The 18,683-nt window shown below is 67.1% G+C and carries 14 protein-coding genes; 13 read left to right on the top strand and 1 reads right to left on the bottom strand.

All coding sequences use genetic code 11. The features are described 5' to 3' along the window. Position 1 precedes the first annotated feature (1 nt). The 11 genes from pilM to MKD38_RS19825 all read left to right on the top strand — a co-directional run bounded on the left by pilM (position 2) and on the right by MKD38_RS19825 (position 15,760). The gene (pilM, locus tag MKD38_RS19775; RefSeq protein WP_252679443.1) at positions 2-1,072 is read left to right on the top strand and encodes a type IV pilus assembly protein PilM; all 1,071 of its coding nucleotides are present in this window, start codon (positions 2-4) and stop codon (positions 1,070-1,072) included. 17 nt (positions 1,073-1,089) lie between these two features. Then, on the top strand, positions 1,090-1,755 hold the full coding sequence (locus MKD38_RS19780; protein WP_227313401.1) for a PilN domain-containing protein: 666 nt from the start codon (positions 1,090-1,092) through the stop codon (positions 1,753-1,755). A 2-nt stretch (positions 1,756-1,757) separates the two neighbouring features. Beyond that, a complete protein-coding gene (locus MKD38_RS19785) occupies positions 1,758-2,429 on the top strand; it encodes a type IV pilus inner membrane component PilO (protein ID WP_252679151.1) in 672 nt (223 codons plus the stop codon). After that, a complete protein-coding gene (locus MKD38_RS19790; RefSeq protein ID WP_252679153.1) occupies positions 2,426-2,974 on the top strand; it encodes a pilus assembly protein PilP in 549 nt (182 codons plus the stop codon). The genes MKD38_RS19785 and MKD38_RS19790 overlap by 4 nt, the downstream gene beginning before the upstream one ends. Beyond that, positions 2,971-5,106 (top strand): type IV pilus secretin PilQ, encoded by a 2,136-nt coding sequence (locus tag MKD38_RS19795; RefSeq protein WP_252679156.1) that lies wholly within the window; start codon positions 2,971-2,973, stop codon positions 5,104-5,106. Before MKD38_RS19790 ends, MKD38_RS19795 begins: the two co-directional genes overlap by 4 nt. Positions 5,107-5,321: 215 nt before the next feature. Further along, positions 5,322-6,002, top strand: a complete 681-nt coding sequence (locus tag MKD38_RS19800; protein ID WP_371925719.1) for a shikimate kinase — start codon at positions 5,322-5,324, stop codon at positions 6,000-6,002. Next, positions 5,999-7,105 carry a 3-dehydroquinate synthase gene (aroB, locus tag MKD38_RS19805; protein WP_252679159.1) on the top strand — a complete coding sequence of 369 codons (1,107 nt, stop codon included), beginning with the start codon at positions 5,999-6,001 and terminating at the stop codon, positions 7,103-7,105. The genes MKD38_RS19800 and aroB overlap by 4 nt, the downstream gene beginning before the upstream one ends. Positions 7,106-7,153: 48 nt before the next feature. Beyond that, complete coding sequence (locus MKD38_RS19810; RefSeq protein ID WP_252679173.1) at positions 7,154-8,296, top strand: deoxyguanosinetriphosphate triphosphohydrolase; 1,143 nt, start codon at positions 7,154-7,156, stop codon at positions 8,294-8,296. Positions 8,297-8,351: 55 nt separating this feature from the next. After that, positions 8,352-9,071, top strand: coding sequence for a transposase (locus MKD38_RS19815; RefSeq protein ID WP_252679188.1), 720 nt, complete (start codon positions 8,352-8,354; stop codon positions 9,069-9,071). A gap of 291 nt (positions 9,072-9,362) precedes the next feature. Beyond that, positions 9,363-14,168: a glutamate synthase-related protein gene (locus tag MKD38_RS19820; protein WP_371925720.1), complete on the top strand. Its 4,806-nt coding sequence runs from the start codon at positions 9,363-9,365 to the stop codon at positions 14,166-14,168. A 128-nt stretch (positions 14,169-14,296) separates the two neighbouring features. Further along, positions 14,297-15,760 (top strand): glutamate synthase subunit beta, encoded by a 1,464-nt coding sequence (locus tag MKD38_RS19825; RefSeq protein ID WP_252679191.1) that lies wholly within the window; start codon positions 14,297-14,299, stop codon positions 15,758-15,760. A gap of 74 nt (positions 15,761-15,834) precedes the next feature. On the opposite strand, the gene MKD38_RS19830 is transcribed toward MKD38_RS19825, so the two are convergent. After that, complete coding sequence (locus MKD38_RS19830; protein ID WP_252679199.1) at positions 15,835-16,374, bottom strand: GNAT family N-acetyltransferase; 540 nt, start codon at positions 16,372-16,374, stop codon at positions 15,835-15,837. A gap of 219 nt (positions 16,375-16,593) precedes the next feature. Here MKD38_RS19830 and MKD38_RS19835 point away from each other — a divergent pair, with 219 nt between their 5' ends. After that, positions 16,594-17,682 carry a tripartite tricarboxylate transporter substrate binding protein gene (locus MKD38_RS19835; protein ID WP_252679202.1) on the top strand — a complete coding sequence of 363 codons (1,089 nt, stop codon included), beginning with the start codon at positions 16,594-16,596 and terminating at the stop codon, positions 17,680-17,682. A gap of 178 nt (positions 17,683-17,860) precedes the next feature. Continuing rightward, positions 17,861-18,679 carry an ABC transporter ATP-binding protein gene (locus MKD38_RS19840; protein WP_115681305.1) on the top strand — a complete coding sequence of 273 codons (819 nt, stop codon included), beginning with the start codon at positions 17,861-17,863 and terminating at the stop codon, positions 18,677-18,679. Positions 18,680-18,683: the final 4 nt, after the last annotated feature.

The raw sequence follows: 18,683 nt of genomic DNA on the forward strand, positions 1-18,683 counted from the left end.
TTTGTCGGGGCTTCTGCGCCGGACTACGGTCGGCGTGGATATCGGGTCGTCCAGTGTCAAGGTAGTCGAGCTCTCGGTGGGGGGCAGCAGGCAAGACTACCGGCTGGAAAAATGCGCCAGCGAACTGCTGGACCGCAATGCCGTTGCCGATGGCAACGTCATCAACATCGAGGCAGTCGGGATCGCGCTCAGGCGTGCGCTCGGCAAGGCCGGCATCCGCTCCAAGGACGTGGTGCTGGGCGTTCCCTCCATGCTGACCGAATCGCAGACGGTCAGCCTGCCGGACAACCTGTCCGAAGACGAACTCTATTCCCAGGTCGAATCCGAGGCGCATCGGCTCTATCCCCCGTCGCAGGCGGTCAACTTCGATTTCGCCGTGATCGGTCCCAGCGAGACCGAGGGCGGCATCGGCGTGCGCGTCACCGCGGCGAACAGCGATCGCGTGCAGGAGCGCGTGACCGCGGCTGAAATGGCCGGCCTCAAGCCCCAGGTGATGGATGTCGAGGAATACGCGGTGCAGCGCTCGATCGTGCAGATGCTGGGCGTACCGCAGGAGATGTCCGAAGCCGACGCGCGCGCGCTGCCGGTGGTCGCGGTGGTCCACCTGGGCGGCAGCCGCTCCAAGGCCATCTTCTACCAGGGCTGGAAAGAACTCTATGAGCAGCCGCTGAACAGCTACGGCGACCAGCTCACGCAAAGCGCGGCGCGCATGTTCACGCTCGACGCGCTCAAGGCCGAGATCAAGAAGCGCAAGAACACGCTGCCCGAGGCCTGGCGCGCGCAGTTGCTCAAGCCGTCGCTCGATGCCCTGGCCATGGAGGTGCAGTCCGCGATCGGCAACTTCATCGCCAGTTCCAGCCTCGGCCGGGTCGACGAGATTCTGCTGTCCGGCGGGCACGCATCGCTGTTCGGCGTGCAGGCAGCGATCCAGCACCAGACCAAGATCACCACCACGCTGGCGAATCCGTTCGCCAACATGGCGACCAACGCCAAGGTCAATGAGCGCTACCTGCAGCGCGACCTGCCGGCGTATATCGTCAGTGTCGGCCTGGCCCTGCGCGGCCTGCAATAACGTACCGGAGGCAAGAGATGTCAACGAACACACTGCCTTCGGTCAACCTGCTGCCCTACCACGAAGCCCGCAAGGCGGCGCGGCGCAAGAAGGTCTACACCATGCTGGGTGCAGCGGCCGCCGCCGGCGCGGCCGTGGTGCTGCTGGGCGGCCTCTATATCGACGGGCGCATCGCGTCCGTGGTGGCACTCAACCAGGTGCTGAGCGCGGAAAACGCGAGGCTCGACGGCCAGATCCGCGAGGTCAACAGCCTGAAGAAGGACATTGACGCGCTGCTGCAGCGCCAGAAGGCCGTCGAAAGCCTGCAGACCGAGCGCAACCGCCCGGTGCAGCTGCTCGAGGAACTGGTGCGACAGGTGCCCGAAGGCGTCTACCTGACCAGCCTGAAGCAGGCCGGCGAGGCCTTCACCATCGCCGGTGTGGCGCAGTCCAACGAACGTATTTCGGAACTGCTGCGCAACCTGGGCGGAGTGGCCTGGCTCGACAAGGCCGAGCTGGTCGAGTCCAAGGCGGTCACCATGACCAACAACCTGCGCGAGCAGCGCCGGCTGTTCGATTTCTCGATGCGCTTTGCGTACCGCGCGCCCGAGGCCCCGGCCGACGGCAAGAAGGCTGCCGCGGGCGCTTCGGCGCCATCCGCCGCCCCCGCACCTGCACCCGCCCCCGCGGCCGGAAAGGCCTGACCATGGCGCTCAATACCGAAATCAACCTGGCTGACCTGACCAGCCAGTTCCGCGGGCTCAACCTGAACGAGCCGGAGACTTGGCCGGCCGCGCCGCGCGTGCTGTTCGCGATCCTGGCCGCGGCGGTGGTGCTGCTGCTGGGCTGGCAGTTCTACTGGAGCGCAAAGTTCGACGAACTCGAGCGCCAGCGCCAGGAGCAGGAAAACCTGAAGCAGGCGTACCAGTCCAAGGTGGCGCAGGTGGCCAACCTCGAGGCGCTGCGCGAGCAGAAAAAACAGGTCGAGCAGCGCGTGGCGCTGCTGGAGCGGCAGCTGCCCAACAAGACGGAAATGGACGCGCTGCTGGCCGACGTCAACCATGCCGGCGTGGCGCGCGGGCTGCAATTCGAGCTGTTCAAGCCGCAGGCGGCGGTGATCAAGCCCTACTTCGCCGAGATCCCGGTGAACCTGCGCGTGACCGGGCGCTATCACGAGGTGGCGCAGTTCAACGCGGATGTCGCGGCGCTGTCGCGGATCGTGTCGATGCAGAACCTGCAGCTTGCCAATACCAAGGATGGCGGGCTGTCGATGGAAGCGGTGGCGATGGCCTACCGCGCGCTCGACGCCGAAGAACAGGCGGCGCAACGCAAGGCCGCCGCGGCTGCGGCCGCGGCCAAGGCAGGAGGCGCGAAATGAGCCGCACCGTTCGAACCCGCGCCCTGGCATGGAGCGCGTCGCGGCGCACGCTCGCGGCGGCGCTGGCGCTCGGCCTGCTGGGCGCCTGCGGCGCCAGCGACGAGGACGCGCTGCGCCAGTGGATGGATACCACCCGCAGCGCCCGCGCCAAGCCGCCCGAGCCCGTGCCCGACGCCCGCCCCTACGTGCCGCGCGAATACGCCGCGGCCAGTGCGCCCGAGCCCTTCGCGCAGGCCAAGATCGGCGAACTGAACAAGACCCTGGCCGATTCGCCCGAAGCCGGCCGGCGCCGCGAGCCGCTGGAGGACTATCCGCTCGAAAACTTCAAGATGCTAGGGATGATGAAGAAGCAGGGGGAAACCTTCGGCATCGTCCGTGTTGATAACAAGATCCACCATGTGAAGGTGGGTCAGTATCTCGGCCAGAGCTATGGCCGGGTGGTCCGCATCACCGATCAGGAGATCGTGCTGCGCGAATTGGTCCGGGAGGGGGTATCCGAGTGGAAAGAGAAAATGACCAGCCTGAAGCTGGACGCGGCGGCATGACCCCCGCGCGCTGGTATCGTGCGCGCGCGGGCGCCGCGATGAGGACCATGGCCACGGCGCTGGCGCTATGGCTTGCGCTGGCCGCACCGGAGGCGCTGGCACAAGGCAACCGGATCAAGTCGGTCGACGTCAGCACGACCGGGGAGCAGACCGTGCTGGTGGTCGAACTGGAACGGCCGCTGGCGCAGAAGCCGGCGGACTTCACCACGCAGAACCCGGCACGGCTCGCGATCGATTTCTTCGATACCGGCTTTGCCGAGCGCCGCGCGCAATATGAATATGGCGGCAAGCTGGTCAAGGCCGCCAATGTGATGCAGATCGGCGACCGCACGCGCGTGATCCTCGACCTGACGCGCAGCGCCACCTATCGTACCGACCAGCGCGGCAATGTCTTCGTGGTGTCGCTCGATAACGTGGCGCCGGCGGCCAAGAGCGCCGCGCCGACCTTCGCCCCGGCCGCGACGGCGGCTGGCGCCGCGGCGGGACGCCCGTTCGTGCGCGGTATCGACTTCCGGCGGGGCGCCGACGGCGCCGGTCGCGTGGTGGTCGACCTGTCCTCGCGCGAGTCGGGCATCAATATCGCGCAACAGGGCAAGAACGTGGTGGTCGATTTCCTCGGCACCACGCTGCCGGAGAACCTGCGGCGGCACTTCGACGTCAGCGACTATGGCTCGCCGGTGCAGGGCATGCGCGCCTCCGATGCCAACGGCAACGCGCGCCTGACCATCGAACCGCGTGGCAACTGGGAATACAGCTCGTACCAGACCGACACCCAGTTCGTGGTCGAGGTCCGGCCGGTCAAGGAAGACCCGACCAAGCTGATCAGCGGGCCGGGCTACCGCGGCGAGCGCCTGTCGCTGAACTTCCAGAACATCGACATCCGCTCGCTGCTGCAGGTGTTTGCCGACTTCACCAACCTGAACATCATCACCAGCGAAAGCGTGCAGGGCAACATCACGCTGCGGCTCAAGGACGTGCCGTGGGACCAGGCGCTGCAGATCGTGATGGATGCGAAGGGACTGGCCTCGCGCCGCAACGGCAATGTGCTGTGGGTGGCGCCCAAGGCCGAGCTGCAGACCAAGGAGAAGCTGGAGCTCGAGTCGCAGCAGCAGATCAACGACCTCGAGCCGATCCGCAGCCAGGTGTTCCAGCTCAATTACCAGCGTGCCGAGGACGTGCGCAGGATGCTGCTGGGCATGGGCGCCGGCGGCGGCGCGGCGGCCCCCATCGGCAGCGCGGGGGCGGCGGGCGCCAGCACGCGCATGCTGTCCAAGCGCGGATCGCTGACCGCAGATGCGCGCACCAACCAGCTCTTTGTCTCGGATATCGCCTCCAAGCTGGAAGAGGTGCAGAGCTTTATCGGCAAGATCGACATTCCGGTGCGCCAGGTCATCATCGAGGCGCGCATCGTCGAGGCCACCGATACCTTCAGCCGCAACCTGGGCGTCAAGCTGGGCTTCGCCGGGCAGTACAACAATGCCCGCGTCGGCAACACCTACAACAACGTGCTGCCGGGCGCGACCTCCGACAACGGCCCGTTCCTGAGCCTGCCGGCCGGCTCCATCAACGGCACCAACCCGGCCAATATCGCGGTGAGCCTGTTCAACAGCGCCGCCACGCGCTTCCTGGCGCTGGAGCTGTCGGCGCTCGAGGCGGACGGCAAGGGCAAGATCATCTCCAGCCCGCGCGTGGTCACGGCCAACAACATCAAGGCGCTGATCGAGCAGGGCACCGAGCTGCCTTACCAGGCGGCCACGTCCAGCGGCGCCACCTCGGTGCAGTTCCGCAAGGCCAACCTGAAGCTCGAGGTGACGCCGCAGATCACGCCCGAAGGCAATGTGCTGCTGGACGTCGACGTGAACAAGGACAGCGTGGGGATCCAGACCACCTCCGGCTTTGCCATCGACACCAAGCACGTGCAGACCCAGGTGCTGGTCGAGAACGGCGGCACCGTGGTGATCGGCGGCATCTACACCCAGACCGAATCCAACGATGTCGACAAGGTGCCGCTGCTGGGCGATATCCCGGTGCTGGGCTATCTGTTCAAGAGCAATGCCAAGGTCCGCAACCGGACCGAGTTGCTGGTGTTCCTGACCCCGCGCATCCTTAACGAAAGCGTGTCGCTCAGGTAGGGCCGGGGCGCCGGATACAGTAGACTGGCAGGCCGCGTCGACAGATGCGGCCTTTTTTTTTGCGCCGCGCGCCCGGCCCGGAATGCCGGCGCAACGGCAAGAAATGCGGCCTATGCCGCATTCTGCACTTGCCGGCCGCGCCACAACATAAGAAGATGATGCAGTTCCCAACCGGGGAGGACGGCCCACATGCCGCGCTCCCGAACCACAGTCCCGTGACAGCCTCAGCGACAGGGCCGGCGGCGCAGCGCCAGGCGCCGGATCGGCTCGAAGCCGAACGATCCGATGCCGACCGCCCGGAATCCGATCGACCCAACCTCTTTTTCGTCGGCCTGATGGGCGCCGGCAAGACCACCGTGGGCCGCACGGTGGCGCGGCGCCTGCACTATCCGTTTTTCGATTCCGACCACGAGCTGGAGGCGCACTGCGGCGTGCGCATCCCGGTGATCTTCGAACTCGAGGGCGAGGCCGGCTTCCGCGACCGCGAGGCCGCGATGATCCGCGAGCTGGCGCAGCGCCAGGGCATCGTGCTGGCCACCGGCGGCGGCGCGGTGCTGCGCGCCGAGAACCGCGAGGTGCTGAAGGCCCGCGGCACGGTCGTGTACCTGCGCGCCAGCCCGCACGACCTGTGGCTGCGCACCCGGCACGACCGCAACCGGCCGCTGCTGCAGACCGAGGATCCCAAGGGCAAGCTCGAGGCGTTGTACGCCGAGCGCGATCCGCTGTACCGGGAAGTCGCCGACTTCATCATCGAAACCGGCAAGCCCGCGGTGGCGCAGCTTGCTAATATGGTGTTGATGCAACTTGAAATGGCCGGTTTCCGGATCGATCCCCCGCAGCCGGCGTCCCCGCCCGCGGGCGATGGTGAGCCGCCGGCGCAGGATCCCAATCCATGATTACCCTTGAAGTCGACCTGGGCGAGCGCAGCTACCCCATCCATATCGGTACCGGCCTGCTCGACAACGCCGAGCTGCTGCGCCCGCACGTGCGCGGCCAGCACGCCGTCATCGTCACCAATGAAACCGTCGGCCCGCTCTATGCGGCGCGCGTCGAGGCCACCCTGGCCGCGCTGGGCAAGACCGTGCGCATCGTCACGCTGCCCGACGGCGAGGCCTTCAAGCACTGGGAAACGCTGAACCGGATCTTCGACGCGCTGCTGCAGGCCGGCGCCGACCGCAAGACCACGCTGGTGGCGCTGGGCGGCGGCGTGGTCGGCGACATGACCGGGTTTGCCGCCGCCTGCTACATGCGCGGCGTGCCCTTCGTCCAGATGCCGACCACGCTGCTGGCGCAGGTCGATTCGTCGGTGGGCGGCAAGACCGGCATCAACCACCCGCTGGGCAAGAACATGATCGGCGCGTTCCACCAGCCCAACGCGGTGATCGCCGACATCGACACGCTGCGCACGCTGCCCCCGCGCGAACTGGCCGCCGGCATGGCCGAAGTGATCAAGCACGGCGCCATTGCCGACGCCGATTACTTCGGCTGGATCGAGCGCAACATCCAGGCGCTGAATGCCTGCGACCCGGAGCTGATGGCGGTTGCCGTGCAGCGCTCGTGCGAGATCAAGGCGGGCGTGGTGGCGCAGGACGAGCGCGAGGGCGGGCTGCGTGCCATCCTCAATTTCGGCCATACCTTTGGCCACGCGATCGAGGCCGGCATGGGCTACGGCGCCTGGCTGCACGGCGAAGCCGTGGGCTGCGGCATGGTGATGGCCGCCGACCTGTCGCACCGGCTGGGCTTTATCGATATCGAGACGCTGGCGCGCGTGCGCACGCTGACGCAGGCGGCGATGCTGCCGGTGGTGGCGCCGGAACTGGGCGCCGACCGCTATATCGAACTGATGAAGGTCGACAAGAAGGCCGAGGCCGGCAGCATCAAGTTCATCCTGCTGAAGAAGCTCGGCGAGGCCTTCATCACCAGCGTGCCGGACGCGGATCTGCGCGCGACGCTGACCCACGCCGTCCTGAAACCTCCCACCGAGGCACCGGTCGCCTGACCGATCGGTTATGCCTCGCCATCCCGACCCAGCCACCGGACGCGCTGCATGACCGACTTTGAAAGCCACCTCGCCCCGTACGCCGCCCGCTCCGCCCAGACGCGCGGGCGCGTGCACGCCGAACCCGCGTCGCTGTCGCGCAGCGAATTCCAGCGCGACCGCGACCGCGTAATCCACAGCACGGCGTTCCGGCGGCTCGAGTACAAGACCCAGGTCTTCGTCAACCATGAGGGCGACCTGTTCCGCACGCGCCTGACGCACAGCCTGGAGGTAGCGCAGATCGCTCGTTCGATCGCGCGCAACCTGCGCCTGAACGAGGACCTGGTCGAGGCGATCTCGCTGGCGCACGACCTGGGCCACACGCCCTTCGGCCACGCCGGCCAGGACGCGCTGAACCAGTGCATGAAGAACCACGGCGGCTTCGAGCACAACCTGCAGAGCCTGCTGGTGGTGGACGAGCTGGAAGAGCGCTACGGCGGCTTCAACGGGCTGAACCTGACCTTCGAGACGCGCGAGGGCATCCTCAAGCATTGCTCGCGCGTCAATGCGTCGGGGCTGGGCGAGCTGGGCCGGCGCTTCCTGGAAGGCACGCAACCGTCGCTGGAGGCCCAGCTGGCCAACCTCGCCGACGAGATTGCCTACAACAACCACGATATCGACGATGGCCTGCGCTCCGGGCTGCTGACGCTGGAGCAGCTCGACGAGGTGCCGATGTGGGGCCGCCACCGGGCCGAGGTGGCCGAGGCCTTCCCCGGCATCAACGGCCGGCGCGCCATCAACGAAACGGTCCGGCGCATGATCAACACGCTGATCGTCGACCTGATCGAAACCACCAGCCGCAATATCGCCGACGCCAACCCGCGCAATATCGACGCGGTGCGTGCCGCCGGCCCGCTGGTCGGCTTCAGTGCGCAGATCCATGAGGAAGCCGCAGCGCTCAAGCGCTTCCTGTTCCGGCACCTGTACCGGCATTACCTGGTGATGCGCATGTCGGCCAAGGCCCAGCGCATCGTCGGCGACCTGTTCCAGGCCTTCATGTCCGATCCGCGCCTGCTGCCGCCTCAGTACCAGGCCAGCCATGGCGGCGACCAGTCGCGGCTGATCGCCCATTACATTGCCGGCATGACTGACCGCTACGCCATTCGCGAGCATCGCCGCATCTTTGCGGTCAGCGAGGGCACCGCCCCCTGAAAATTAGGGACGGATCAGGCTATGATGCGGGCATTGCAGCCCGCACGACCCTGTCATGGCCCGCCTTCCCCGTTTTTCCCCCACCGGACTGCCCGCGCTGGTGTTGCAGCGCGGCAACAATCGCCAAGCCGTGTTCCTCGGCACCGACGACTACCTGCATTACCTCGATTGCCTGCGCATGGCCGCGCGCGAGCACGACCTCGCCGTCCACGCCTATGCGCTGCGGCCCAATCATGTGCATCTGGTGGCAACGCCGAAAAGTGAGGACGCGCTTAGCCTGACCATGCAGGCGGTCGGGCGCCGCTACGCGCGCTATTTCAACCGCGTGGCGGGGCGCACCGGTACCTTGTGGGAGGGGCGCTTCCGCTCGGCCGTGTTCGATCCGGCTCAGTGGCTACTGCCGGCCATGCTCTACGTCGAGGGCAACGCGGTGCGCGCGGGAGAGGTCAACATCCCCGAGGCCGACCGCTGGAGCAGCTATCGCCATCACGCCGGCATCGAGGCCAGCCCCTTTGTCAGCGACCACGCCGCCTACTGGGAATTGGGCAATACCCCATTCGAGCGGCAATCGAACTACCGCATGCTTAGCGCCGAGGGCCTGTCCGGCAAGACTCTGGACGTCTTGCGCGCCCATGCGCATAGCGGCTGGCCCCTCGGAGACGAGGCGTTCCTGGCGCAACTGGAGCGACAGGGCACGCGGCGGGTTCAGCGGCTGCCGAAGGGGCGCCCCAAAAAGGTGCGGATCTCGGGTGAAAATGAGGTGAAAGCGCCATAAAAGTGATATGTCCCCATTTAAACTATTCACCGAAACGGTGCGTTATTTAATGTAATGCGACCCCATTTAATTTTTTTGCGAGCCGCAGGCGATTCCCATATAGTTGCTCCACCCACAGTCATTGTGCGGCGCGTCACGCTTGTGTACGCCGCTGCGGCCCGCTGACAGCTTCGTCCCCATTTCCCTTCCCGCCGGTCCACCGGTTTGGGTGGATTTCAGAAAGCGCGCGGTCCCCGTTCCGGTAGTCCAGCAGTTCGCGCAGCCTTCACCGGAATTCAGCCCGTGGACCAAATGAAGAACCCTTCGGCCCAAGCGCAGACCAGCGAGCAAATCAGCGAGTCTTCCTCCGCCCTCGACCTGCACGCACTGCGTCCGCAGGCGCAAGGCATGTACGACCCGAGCAACGAGCATGACGCCTGCGGCGTCGGCATGGTCGCGCATATCAAGGGCAAGAAGTCGCACGAGATCATTTCCCAGGGCCTGAAGATCCTGGAGAACCTGGACCACCGCGGCGCGGTCGGCGCCGACCCGCTGATGGGTGACGGTGCCGGCATCCTGATCCAGATCCCGGACCAGTTCTACCGCGAAGAAATGGCCGCGCAGGGCGTGAGCCTGCCGCCCGCCGGCGAATACGGCGTGGGCATGATCTTCCTGCCGAAGGAACACGCCTCGCGCCTGGCCTGCGAGCAGGAGCTGGAACGCACGGTCCGCCTGGAAGGCCAGGTCGTGCTGGGCTGGCGCGACGTGCCGGTCGACGCCGCCATGCCGATGTCCCCCACGGTGCGCAAGACCGAGCCGGTGATCCGCCAGATCTTCATCGGCCGCGGCCGCGACATCATGACCACGGACGCGCTGGAACGTAAGCTCTACGTGATCCGCAAGACCGCCAGCCACGCCATCCAGGCGCTCAAGCTCAAGCACGGCAAGGAATACTTCGTGCCGTCGATGTCGGCCCGTACCGTGGTGTACAAGGGCCTGCTGCTGGCCAACCAGGTCGGCGAGTACTACCTGGACCTGCAGGATCCCCGCGCCGTGTCGGCCCTCGCGCTGGTGCACCAGCGCTTCTCGACCAACACCTTCCCGGCCTGGGAACTGGCCCACCCGTACCGCATGGTCGCCCACAACGGCGAAATCAACACGGTCAAGGGCAACGTCAACTGGATCAACGCGCGTACCGGCGCGATCTCGTCGCCGGTGCTGGGCGATGACCTGCCCAAGCTGTGGCCGCTGATCTACCCGGGCCAGTCCGATACGGCATCGTTCGACAACTGCCTCGAACTGCTGACGATGGCCGGCTACCCGCTCGTCCACGCGATGATGATGATGATCCCGGAAGCCTGGGAACAGCACACGCTGATGGACGACAACCGTCGCGCCTTCTACGAATACCACGCCGCCATGATGGAGCCGTGGGACGGCCCCGCCGCGATCTGCTTCACCGACGGCCGCCAGATCGGCGCCACGCTGGACCGCAACGGCCTGCGCCCGGCACGTTTCTACGTGACCGAGGACGACGTCGTGGTGCTGGCCTCGGAAGCCGGCGTGCTGCCGTTCCCCGAGTCGCGCATCGTTGAGAAGTGGCGCCTGCAGCCGGGCAAGATGTTCCTGATCGACATGGAGCAGGGCCGCATCATCGACGACAAGGAACTGAAGGACAACCTGGCCAACGCCAAGCCGTACAAGAGCTGGATCGACGCTGTCCGCATCAAGCTGGACGAGATCGACGCCAAGCCGGAAGACGTCGCCGCCGAGAAGAAGCCGGTGGCCAAGCTGCTGGACCGCCAGCAGGCCTTCGGCTACACCCAGGAAGACGTCAAGTTCCTGATGGCGCCGATGGCGCTGGCCGGCGAGGAAGCCACCGGCTCGATGGGCAACGACTCGCCGCTGGCGATCCTGTCGTCCAAGAACAAGACGCTGTACCACTACTTCAAGCAGCTGTTCGCCCAGGTCACCAACCCGCCGATCGACCCGATCCGCGAGAACATGGTGATGTCGCTGGTGTCGTTCATCGGCCCGAAGCCGAACCTGCTCGAGCTGAACAACATCAACCCGCCGATGCGCCTCGAAGTGTCCCAGCCGGTGCTGGACTTCAAGGACATCGCCAAGATCCGCAACATCGAGCACTACACCGGCGGCAAGTTCCGTTCGTATGAACTGAACATCTGCTACCCGACCGCGTGGGGCAAGGAAGGCATCGAAGCGCGCCTGGCCTCGCTGTGCGCCGAAGCCGTGGATGCGGTGCGTTCGGGCTACAACATCCTGATCGTGACCGACCGCCCGGTGGATGCCGACCATGTCGCCATCCCCGCGCTGCTGGCCACCTCCGCGATCCACCACCACCTGGTGGAGAAGGGCCTGCGCACCTCCACCGGCCTGGTGGTCGAGACCGGCACCGCGCGTGAAGTGCACCACTTCGCGCTGCTGGCCGGCTACGGCGCCGAAGCCGTGCACCCGTACCTGGCGATGGAAACCCTGGCCGACATGGCCAGCGGCCTGTCGGGCGACCTGTCGCCGGAAAAGGCGGTCAAGAACTTCGTCAAGGCGGTCGGCAAGGGCCTGTTCAAGGTGATGTCCAAGATGGGCATCTCGACCTACATGTCGTACACCGGCGCGCAGATCTTCGAAGCCATCGGCCTGTCGCGCGAGCTGGTGCAGAAGTACTTCCACGGCACGCCGTCGAACGTCGAAGGCATCGGCATCTTCGAGGTCGCCGAGGAAGCGCTGCGCCTGCACAAGGACGCCTTCGGCAACAACCCGGTGCTCGAGAACATGCTGGACGCCGGCGGCGAGTACGCCTTCCGCATCCGCGGCGAAGAGCACATGTGGACCCCGGACTCGATCGCCAAGCTGCAGCACTCGGTGCGCGCCGACGACGGCAAGGGCGCCTACCAGACGTACAAGGAATACGCCAACATCATCAACGACCAGAGCAAGCGCCACATGACGCTGCGCGGCCTGTTCGAGTTCAAGGTCGATCCGGCCAAGGCGATTCCGCTGGAAGAAGTCGAGCCCGCCAAGGAAATCGTCAAGCGCTTCGCCACCGGCGCGATGTCGCTCGGCTCGATCTCGAGCGAGGCCCACACCACGCTGGCGCTGGCGATGAACCGCATCGGCGGCAAGTCCAACACCGGCGAAGGCGGCGAGGACGAGAAACGCTACCGCAACGAACTGCGCGGCATCCCCATCAAGCAGGGCGATACGCTCAAGGGCGTGCTCGGCGACGGCGTGATCGAGAAGGACCTGGAGCTGCAGGCCGGCGACTCGCTGCGCTCGAAGATCAAGCAGGTGGCGTCGGGCCGTTTCGGCGTGACCGCCGAATACCTGGCCTCGGCCGACCAGATCCAGATCAAGATGGCGCAGGGCGCCAAGCCGGGCGAAGGCGGCCAGCTGCCGGGCCACAAGGTCTCGGACTACATCGGCAAGCTGCGTTACTCGGTGCCGGGCGTGGGCCTGATCTCGCCGCCTCCGCACCACGACATCTACTCGATCGAGGATCTGGCACAGCTGATCCACGATCTGAAGAACGTCAACCCGTCGTCGGATATCTCGGTCAAGCTGGTGTCCGAAGTGGGCGTCGGTACCGTGGCCGCTGGTGTGTCGAAGGCCAAGGCCGACCACGTCGTGATCGCCGGCCATGACGGCGGCACCGGCGCCTCGCCGTGGTCGTCGATCAAGCACGCCGGCACGCCGTGGGAGCTGGGCCTGGCCGAAACGCAGCAGACGCTGCTGCTCAACGGCCTGCGCAACCGCATCCGCGTGCAGGCCGACGGCCAGATGAAGACCGGCCGCGACGTCGTCATCGGCGCGCTGCTGGGCGCCGACGAATTCGGCTTCGCCACGGCACCGCTGGTTGCCGAGGGCTGCATCATGATGCGCAAGTGCCACCTGAACACCTGCCCGGTGGGCGTGGCCACGCAGGATCCGCAGCTGCGCAAGAAGTTCCAGGGCAAGCCGGAACACGTGGTCAACTTCTTCTTCTTCGTTGCGGAAGAGGCCCGCGAGATCATGGCCCAGCTGGGCATCCGCACCTTCGACGAGCTGATCGGCCGCGCCGACCTGCTCGACACCAAGGCTGGCATCGAGCACTGGAAGGCGCGCGGCCTGGACTTCAGCCGCATCTTCCACCAGGTGCAGCTGGGCGCGGACGTGCCGCTGTACCACACCGACGTGCAGGACCACGGCCTGTCGGCCGAGGCCGGCAAGGCGCTGGACCACGTGCTGATCGCCAAGGCTCGTCCGGCGATCGAGAAGGGCGAACGCGTGTCGTTCATCCAGCCGGTCAAGAACGTCAACCGTACGGTGGGCGCGATGCTGTCCGGCGTGGTCGCCAAGCAGTACGGCCATGAGGGCCTGCCTGACGACACCATCCACATCCAGCTGCAAGGCACCGCCGGCCAGTCGTTCGGCGCGTTCCTGGCGCACGGCATCACGCTGGACCTGGTGGGCGACGGCAACGACTACGTTGGCAAGGGCCTGTCGGGCGGACGCGTGATCGTGCGCGCCCCGCACGAGTTCCGCGGCGATCCGACCCGCAACATCATCGTCGGCAATACCGTGCTGTACGGTGCCATCGCCGGTGAAGCGTTCTTCAACGGCGTCGCCGGCGAGCGCTTCGCGGTGCGCAACTCGGGCGCCGTGGCAGTGGTGGAAGGCACCGGCGACCATGGTTGCGAGTACATGACCGGCGGCACGGTGGTGGTGCTGGGCGGCACCGGCCGCAACTTCGCGGCCGGCATGTCGGGCGGCGTGGCCTACGTCTACGACGAGGACGGCCTGTTCGACAAGCGCTGCAACACCTCGATGGTGGCGCTGGAAGCGGTGCTGGCCTCGGCCGACCAGGAGAAGGGCCAGCCCCAGGCTTCGTGGCACAAGGTCGACGGCAAGCGCGTGCTCGATGAAACCATCCTGCGCAGCCTGATCGAGCAGCACTTCCGCTACACCGGTTCCGAGCGCGCCAAGGCGCTGCTGGCTGACTGGACCACGGCACGCCGCAAGTTCGTCAAGGTCTTCCCGACCGAGTACAAGCGCGCGCTGGGCGAGATGTACGCCAAGGAACAGGCCGCCCGTGACAGCGACCGCGAAGCCATCGCGGCCTGAGCGAGACGAGCGCAGCAAACCAACGTAGCGAAGGGCCGCGGCAAGCCGCCGCGGTCCCGACAAGATACTGACCCCACCGCAGGGCCGGCGACGCCGCCGGTCCCGCGCAGCATGACCAAGGACGCAACATGGGTAAGGCGACTGGCTTTCTCGAATTTCCGCGCCAGAATGAGGGCTACGAACCGGTAGTCAAGCGCGTGAAGCACTACAAGGAATTCGTGTTCGCGCTGTCCGACAGCGAAGCGAAGCTCCAGGGTGCGCGCTGCATGGACTGCGGCATCCCGTTCTGCAACAACGGCTGCCCGGTCAACAACATCATCCCTGACTTCAACGACCTGGTGTACCGCCAGGACTGGAAGTCGGCGATCGAGGTGCTGCACCAGACCAACAACTTCCCTGAATTTACCGGCCGCATCTGCCCGGCACCGTGCGAGGCTGCCTGCACGCTGGGCATCAACGAGCTGCCGGTGGGCATCAAGTCGCTCGAGCACGCCATCATCGACAAGGCCTGGGAAGAGGGCTGGGTCAAGCCGCAGCTGCCGCGCCACAAGACCGGCAAGACCGTCGCCGTGGTCGGCTCGGGCCCCGCCGGCATGGCCGCCGCGCAGCAGCTGGCACGCGCCGGCCATGACGTGACCGTGTTCGAGAAGAACGACCGCATCGGCGGCCTGCTGCGCTACGGCATCCCCGACTTCAAGATGGAGAAGTCGCTGATCGATCGCCGCATCGAACAGATGCAGGCCGAAGGCGTGACCTTCCGCGCCGGCGTGATGGTGACCGACGGCGACCTGCCGGCCGGCATCAAGAACTATGCGCGCGAAACCATCTCGGCCCAGGCCCTGATGGAACAGTTCGACGCCGTGGTGCTGGCGGGCGGCTCGGAAGTGCCGCGCGACCTGCCGGTGCCGGGCCGCGACCTGGCCGGCATCCACTTCGCGCTGGAATTCCTGATCCCGCAGAACAAGGAAGTTGCTGGCGACGGCGTCAACGAGATCCGCGCCGAGGGCAAGAACGTGATCGTGATCGGCGGCGGCGATACCGGCTCCGACTGCGTCGGCACGTCCAACCGCCACGGCGCCACCTCGGTGACCCAGTTCGAACTGCTGCCGCAGCCGCCGGAAGAAGAGAACAAGCCGCTGGTGTGGCCGTACTGGCCGATCAAGCTGCGCACCTCGTCGTCGCACGACGAAGGCTGCGAGCGCGACTGGTCGGTCGCCACCAAGGAATTCATCGGCGAGAACGGCAAGGTCACCGCGCTGAAGGCGTGCCGGGTCGAATGGAAGGACGGCCGCATGCAGGAAGTCGAAGGCAGCGAGTTCATCCTGCCGGCCGACCTGGTGCTGCTGGCGATGGGCTTTACCAACCCGGTGGGCTCGATGCTGGAAGCCTTCGGCGTCGACACCGACGCGCGCAAGAACGCCAAGGCCCCGACCGAAGGCGAGCGCGCCTACCACACCAACGTGCCCAAGGTGTTCGCCGCCGGCGACGTGCGCCGCGGCCAGTCGCTGGTGGTGTGGGCGATCCGCGAAGGCCGCCAGGCCGCGCGTTCGGTCGATGCGTTCCTGATGGGGCATAGCGACCTGCCGCGCTGACCGGCGTCAGCGCCGCAACAAAAAGCCCGCCTGCGCAAGCCGGCGGGCTTTTTTTGTGTGCGCGATTGCGGCGTTCAGCCGGCCAGCGTCCGCTCCATCAGCACCGCGCTGGCGCCGTATGCGGCCAGCTTGCCGGCATGCCGCGCCGCCGTCTGCGCCGGCACCGGGGCGTACCCAAGCCTGCGCCACCACGGCGCCGCGGACTGCACCGCGATCAGCCGCGAGCGCCGCAGCCCGGCGGCGTGCGCGGCCGCCTGCGCCGCCGCGTACAGGCGCGGCGCCAGGCCGGCGCCGCGGCCGCCGGGGGCCACGGCCATGTCATGCACGAACCAGGTCAGGGTGTCCGGCGCGGTATGCGGGCGCCAGCCATCGTCGAGCACGCCGTCCAGCGGCGGCAGGCTGTCTTCGGGCCAGGCGTGGGTGAACAGGTAGGCGGCGAGGGTACCGCGCTGCGCGGGCCCGTGCGCGACCCAGCAGGTGGCCGGCGACAGCGCCAGCCGGCTGGCCAGCGCCGACTCGCCTTCGAGCAGCACTTCGGTATAGCAGCTGGCCTGCACCGCCAGCACGGCCGGCAGGTCGGACAAGACCATGGGCCGCACGGTGAAATTGGTCATCGGCGGATTATAGCCACGCCTCCCGCCGCGCCCCTCCGGGGCGTATTTGGCAAGGCGCAGCAAGGCTTTCAGGGTTCTCCCGGCTATGGTTTACGTGCCTGTGGCGGCCTGGACATTGTCCTTACAATTTTCAAAAACAAATAACGGAAACTGCCTCGCCAATCCTTTTTCCCCAGAACCAGTTTGCCGTCTTCTCAGGAGACGGGCCGGAGGAAAACGATGTCCGAAGTGCGCAACTTGTCGCGGCTTTGGCGAGGTAAAGCGAAAATCGCGCCGCGCCTGCCCGCGGCCGCTGCCCGGCGCTGGCTCCCGCCCGTGCTGTGCCTGGTCGCCCTGGGATGCGCCACGCTGGCGTTCGCCGTGCCAGCCAGGCCCGCGCATGCCGGCACCCAGCCGCTTGCGCGCAGTATCTCGTTCCCGGATCGTCCGATGCGCCTGATCGTGCCGTTCCCGGCCGGCGGCGTCGCCGACGCGGTGGCGCGGATGCTGGCCGAGCACCTGTCGGCCCGGCTCGGCGTGCCGGTCGAGGTCGATAACCGTCCGGGCAGCGCCGGCACCATCGCCGGCGATGTCGTCGCCAAGGCCAGCTCCGACGGCCATACGCTGCTGTTCCACCAGGCCAACATGCTGATCCAGCCGGGGCTGGAGCCGGTGCCCTACGACGTCGTGCGCGATTTCACGCCGGTGGCGCGCGTCGCCACCACGCCACTGTTCCTGGTGATCGACGCCCGGCTGCCGATGCGCACGCCGGAGCAATGGATGACCGCGGTCAGGTCGAGTCCCGGTTCCTACAGCTACGGCTACGGTCAGCCCGGCAGCCCTTCGCACCTGTACGCCGAGTACGCGGTGCGCGGCCTGCGCGGCGGTGTGCCGCTGGTCACGGGAAAGGGCGAGGCCGCGGTGGTGCAGGAGATGCTGGCCGGCCGTATCAGCGCCTGCTTCTGTTCGTTCGCGGCAGTCCAGAGCCAGGTCAAGAACGGCGGGCTGCGGCTGGTCGGCGTGACCGGCGTGGCGCGTTCCCCGCTGGCACCGCTGGTGCCGACGCTGCAGGAATCGGGGCAGGACGGCTACGCCGCGGCGGCCTGGTTTGGCGTGATGGCGCCGGCCAAGACGCCGCGCGCCATCGTCGCGCGGCTGGCGGGCGAGCTGGACGGGGTGATGGCCGAGCGCGAGGTGCGCTCGCGCCTGCAGGCCGCCGGCCTGACGCCGCTGCGCGACTCGCCGGAGGCGTTCGCCACCGCGATCCGCTCGGAATCGATCCAATGGCAGGTCATCCTGAAAGACGTGCCGATCGCGCAGGAGCCCTGAGCGGCACTGCGGCGTGGCGGGACACGGGCCGGTTTCCAGCGGAAACCGGCCAGATTGCCTCGCAGTCAGGAGGATTCTGAGGCACCACAGGCGCGCTTCATGTGGCGCGCGACACACGGGTACCAGCAGGGCTAGGTAGTACACCTTATAATGCGCCCCTGTCCCGACCGGTGCCAACGTGACCGATTCTGCTCAAAACCTTGTCGAACTGACTGCAGTGGATTTCGCCTACGCGGACCACGGCAAGCCGATCCTGTCCGGCCTGACCATGCAATTCCCGCGCGGCAAGGTGATCGCGGTGATGGGCGGTTCGGGCTGCGGCAAGACCACGGTGCTGCGGCTGATCGGCGGCCAGGTGCGGCCGCAGGCAGGGGCGGTGCGCTTTGCCGGCACGGACATCCACCAGCTCGACACCGCCGGCCTGTACGCCGTGCGCCGCCAGATGGGCATGCTGTTCCAGTTCGGCGCACTGTTTACCGACCTGTCGGTGTTCGACAATGTCGCCTTTCCGCTGCGCGAGCACACCGATCTGCCCGAGTCGATGATCCGCGACCTGGTGCTGATGAAGCTCAACGCGGTCGGCCTGCGCGGCGCGCGCGACCTGATGCCGTCGCAGATCTCCGGCGGCATGGCGCGGCGCGTGGCGCTGGCGCGCGCGATCGCGCTGGATCCGGCGCTGCTGATGTATGACGAGCCCTTCGCCGGCCTGGATCCGATCTCGCTGGGGCTGACCGCGCGGCTGATCCGCAGCCTCAACGACGCGCTCGGCGCCACCACCATCATCGTCTCGCACGACGTGCACGAGACCTTCCAGATCGCCGACTACGTCTATTTCATTGCCGACGGGCGCATCGCCGCCGAAGGCACGCCCGAGGCCCTGCGCGCCTCCACCGATCCGTTCGTGCACCAGTTCGTCCACGCCGAGGCCGACGGCCCGGTGCCATTCCACTATGCCGGACCGTCGCTGGCCGAGGATTTCGCCGGAGGGGCGCGATGACCGG

Origin of the sequence: Cupriavidus sp. WGlv3 (assembly GCF_023952475.1) — a bacterium.
Classification (GTDB): domain Bacteria; phylum Pseudomonadota; class Gammaproteobacteria; order Burkholderiales; family Burkholderiaceae; genus Cupriavidus; species Cupriavidus phytorum.

Bases quoted from the DNA above. Each gene is read 5' to 3' on its own strand.
- MKD38_RS19780 (WP_227313401.1), top strand. From the start codon at position 1,090: ATGTCAACGAACACACTGCCTTCGGTCAACCTGCTGCCCTACCACGAA.
- MKD38_RS19785 (WP_252679151.1), top strand. From the start codon at position 1,758: ATGGCGCTCAATACCGAAATCAACCTGGCTGACCTGACCAGCCAGTTC.
- MKD38_RS19790 (WP_252679153.1), top strand. From the start codon at position 2,426: ATGAGCCGCACCGTTCGAACCCGCGCCCTGGCATGGAGCGCGTCGCGG.
- MKD38_RS19795 (WP_252679156.1), top strand. From the start codon at position 2,971: ATGACCCCCGCGCGCTGGTATCGTGCGCGCGCGGGCGCCGCGATGAGG.
- aroB (WP_252679159.1), top strand. From the start codon at position 5,999: ATGATTACCCTTGAAGTCGACCTGGGCGAGCGCAGCTACCCCATCCAT.
- MKD38_RS19810 (WP_252679173.1), top strand. From the start codon at position 7,154: ATGACCGACTTTGAAAGCCACCTCGCCCCGTACGCCGCCCGCTCCGCC.
- MKD38_RS19815 (WP_252679188.1), top strand. From the start codon at position 8,352: ATGGCCCGCCTTCCCCGTTTTTCCCCCACCGGACTGCCCGCGCTGGTG.
- MKD38_RS19820 (WP_371925720.1), top strand. From the start codon at position 9,363: ATGAAGAACCCTTCGGCCCAAGCGCAGACCAGCGAGCAAATCAGCGAG.
- MKD38_RS19825 (WP_252679191.1), top strand. From the start codon at position 14,297: ATGGGTAAGGCGACTGGCTTTCTCGAATTTCCGCGCCAGAATGAGGGC.
- MKD38_RS19830 (WP_252679199.1), bottom strand. From the start codon at position 16,374: ATGACCAATTTCACCGTGCGGCCCATGGTCTTGTCCGACCTGCCGGCC.
- MKD38_RS19835 (WP_252679202.1), top strand. From the start codon at position 16,594: ATGTCCGAAGTGCGCAACTTGTCGCGGCTTTGGCGAGGTAAAGCGAAA.